This is a genomic window from Dietzia sp. IN118 (assembly GCF_032905965.1).
GTDB lineage: Bacteria > Actinomycetota > Actinomycetes > Mycobacteriales > Mycobacteriaceae > Dietzia > Dietzia kunjamensis.
In genome coordinates this window covers 1-2318 of record NZ_JAUMSR010000019.1, presented here as the reverse complement: position 1 = coordinate 2318, position 2318 = coordinate 1, and the positions used below count along the sequence as shown (strand labels likewise).

General features: G+C 65.1%; 2 protein-coding genes and 1 pseudogene. All 3 read right to left on the bottom strand.

Annotated elements, in window-relative coordinates:
- Nucleotides 1–266, bottom strand: a 266-nt coding sequence (locus Q2K20_RS18060) for a transposase (protein ID WP_410494234.1), incomplete at its 3' end; no start/stop codon positions are given.
- 39 nt (nt 267–305) lie between these two features.
- On the bottom strand, nt 306–1412 hold the full coding sequence (locus Q2K20_RS18055) for a BtrH N-terminal domain-containing protein (RefSeq protein WP_067478094.1): 1107 nt from the start codon (nt 1410–1412) through the stop codon (nt 306–308).
- A 329-nt stretch (nt 1413–1741) separates the two neighbouring features.
- A pseudogene (locus Q2K20_RS18050) lies at nt 1742–2077 on the bottom strand (transposase); the annotation flags it as partial.
- Nucleotides 2078–2318: the final 241 nt, after the last annotated feature.

Here is a 2318-nt window from a genome sequence, read left to right as displayed (position 1 = left end):
ATCGGGCAGGACGGCAAGGTCGCGAGTATCTTCTCCGCAGCGCTGCGCCCGGCTGGCAGGTCTTTATGGTGGTAGGCCTGTCGGAGTTCGTGGGCGATCTGCCAGGCGAGGAACAGTTCCTCGTGCCGGGGGTCGGCGGCCAATGCGTCATTGAACCGTCGCCACTGCCGCTCGGTCAGCCGTGCCGGGTCGCAGCGGATGATGGTGCGGATCCCGTAGAGCGGGTCGCCTTTACGTCCGCGGTGGCCGCAGATCTGCTGCTGCAACCCGGCAGTGGTGCTCGCTTGCTGCGTTCGCCGACTTGCCTACAATGGGTCACCCATCCCCAGTTCCCCCGCCGCTTTGCGCATGTGAGAGATGGCATGGCCTTCGTCGCGGGGAAGCGTCGCGGCGAGTTCATTGACCCGTCGCCAGCGATCGAGCGTCGATCCGTCGCTACGGCCGGCCGCAGCCAGAGCCGACCACGTGTCCGCGCAGCGCAAGAGCGCAGTTCCGGCCTTCGCCATCTCCGCGGACTCCGTTAGCCGGGCCACGTCGCCACAGAACTGTGCCTGCAACCGGCGGAACAGGCCGCCGCCCGTGCCTGCCTTCTCTACAAAGGCGTGGAGAGAACGCAGCGCGATGTCCAGTTCCGGTTCGGGCATGAGCCCCGGCCACCGGTCGACATCCTCGGCGAAGACCGTGACTCCACTGATCCCGGCAGCGGCAACGGCATCCGGCGGTAGCACCGACGCGTCCGGAATAATCGCGGTTGTCGCCGCCTGCATGTTTTCGACCGAGGCCACGAGGGCCGAAGCCGCAGTCTGGCGGAGATCGGGCAGGATCTGGGGCCAGTTCACGAAGTACGTGGTGTGCCTCGTGGGCACGGGGAACGATCGGGACGCGCGCGCCCGCGCAAGAGCCTCGTAGGGGACTTTCTGCATCTCGGCTCGGTCGTTGTCCACCACGAAAGCCGTCTCGGTGTCGTCTTCGTAACCGATCACGACGATGTCGTGCCGACTCATCTGAAGGCGGACATTGAGGTAGGGCAGCTCAGAAATGTCGGCCCACATCAGCACGGGACGGCCTTGCTGGAGTTCGCGGCGGACCCAGCCCCAGCCGGTCTCGGGATCGTCGGTTCCCCGAACGTCGACCTCTGCACCCAGCCTGGCGAGAAGGTCGACCTCGAGGTCGCTGCTACGCCCGACGAAGTAGATGGGAGGGGCGAGACCCGGTGCCCGCAGGTAGGTGAAGCCGAGACCACCGCCCATTCCGAAGACCAGACCTTCGCTCGGCACCTCGTCCCAGCCCAGACCGGCCCACTCTAGGAGGTCTCTCAGCGCTCCGGAACCACAATGCCCTGCCTGACGGTGGGGATAGTCCAGTAGGACTCGTCGCGGCTCTGGATGACGGGTAGGGACCTCGACTGACATGACATCTCCTGAATCGGCGTCGCAGCAATCTGCGCGGTTTCCGGTTGGACGGGCATGCGGTTACGTGACTATACATTCGTTCATGCAGGCATGTACCTACCTCAGCGGTCCATCGAAAGGATCCTTCGTTCCTGCGCCGCCCGCCGAGTGATAGCTCAAGAAATGCGCTGGGCGAGGCAGCCCCGGGCGTCCGCCAGACAATCACCACCGCTCTCCTCCACGAGCCGGCGGCCGGGGGGTTCAGTCTGGGAGATGGCCGCGTGCCGGTCGTCCTGCCCCGGCACGACAACCTCCTCCACTCGACCGCTCCCGGCGCGGTGCCCGGAACGCAGGTAGCAGTCCGCCACGACCGTGATCAGCGCGGACTCGGCCCGCTTGCGGCGCTCGAGCAGCCACTCGGGGAAGTAGCTGCCCAAGCGCAGCTTCGGGACGGCGACATCAACGGTGCCGACCCGCGTATCCAGGGGCCGGTGGCGGTAGCCATTGCGGTGGTTGGTGCGCTGCTCCGAGCGGGCGTTCCACTCGGCGCCGCAGACGGCATCGGCGTCCGCGGACAGCAGGGCGTTGATCATGGTCTGCTGCAGCTCACGCATCAGATCTGGAGACGCCTCTGTGAGGGCTTGGCCAAGCAGGCCTGCCGGGTCGACAATATGGGGTGCGGTCATCGTGATGACTCCTCGAGGATTCTTTGGAAGGTTGACTCGATGGATCACACGGTGGCCGCTCTACATCCGTCAACGACACGGATGTCGGAGACGATCTCGGCCACCGAGTTACACCACTCTAAGCCTGGATCCACCGATGAGATGAACTTCTAGCGCGGTGTGGGAACGCGAGAATGCCCTTCTGAACTGGCAAGATACGACTTGCTTAAGGTCCGTATCGCCAATTCAAGAAGGGCATCCC